The 991-nt window shown below is 44.2% G+C and carries 1 pseudogene; it reads left to right on the top strand.

Annotated features, from left to right (window positions below):
• Positions 1-829, top strand: a pseudogene (locus A3763_RS22610) (glucose-6-phosphate isomerase); the annotation flags it as partial.
• Positions 830-991: the final 162 nt, after the last annotated feature.

Below are 991 nucleotides of genomic sequence, written 5' to 3'. Positions count from 1 at the left end.
AATTGGTCTTCCAATCGCATTTATGATTGGCAATGAGCACTTCGAAGCCTTGCTACAAGGCGCACACGAAATGGATGAGCATTTTATCTCAGCTCCCTTTGAGCAGAATATGCCAAGCCTGATGGCAATGCTAGGCATTTGGTACCACAGTTTCTTTGGCGCCGACTCACATGCCGTAATGCCTTATGATCAGTATCTGAGCTTTCTTCCTGATCACCTCCAGCAATTAGATATGGAGAGTAACGGCAAACACGTATCTACAAAAGGTAAAGCTCTTACTTACCATACAGGCCCTATAATATGGGGGGGTACTGGAACTAACGGCCAACATGCTTTCCACCAGTTATTGCATCAGGGCACTAAACTAATCCCATGTGACTTCATTGCTACGCTTGATACGCATCACCCATCAGGCTCTCATCATAAGATGTTATTGGCTAACTGCCTGAGCCAAACTCAAGCCTTGATGCAGGGGCGTAGTGAAAGGCAGGCTTTTCAAGAATTATTAAATAGGGGTTACGACGAACCCAAAGCCAAACTCATAGCCAAGCATATGGAGCACAAAGGTAATCAACCCAGTAATACCTTTCTTATTGAGAAAACGCTGCCAAAGAGCGTCGGTGCCCTAATTGCCGCCTACGAACATAAAGTTTTCGTTCAGGGTGTAATATGGGAGCTTAATTCTTTTGATCAGTGGGGAGTAGAGTTAGGTAAAAAGCTAGGTAACGAAGTACTCAAACAACTGGAAGACGCTGATTCCAACATTGCTGCAGATTCTTCTACTGCCGGTTTAATCGCTGAATACCACCGATTTCATGAAAACAAATAAGCTTAAGGCTTGAGAATAGCAGCAACTGAACTTGGATCAATTCGCCATACCTTTTGCTTCGCTTCGATTTCTACTTGCTTAAGCTGCCATAAGACTTGGTAGCTTAAGCCAGTTTTGCTATCGATATCATCCGGTGCTAACTCAGCCATCGGCCATAGAACA

It is taken from the genome of Oleiphilus sp. HI0128, from assembly GCF_001635365.1.
Note: the sequence above shows the minus strand (reverse complement) of the source record. Positions and strands in the feature narration are given on the sequence as shown.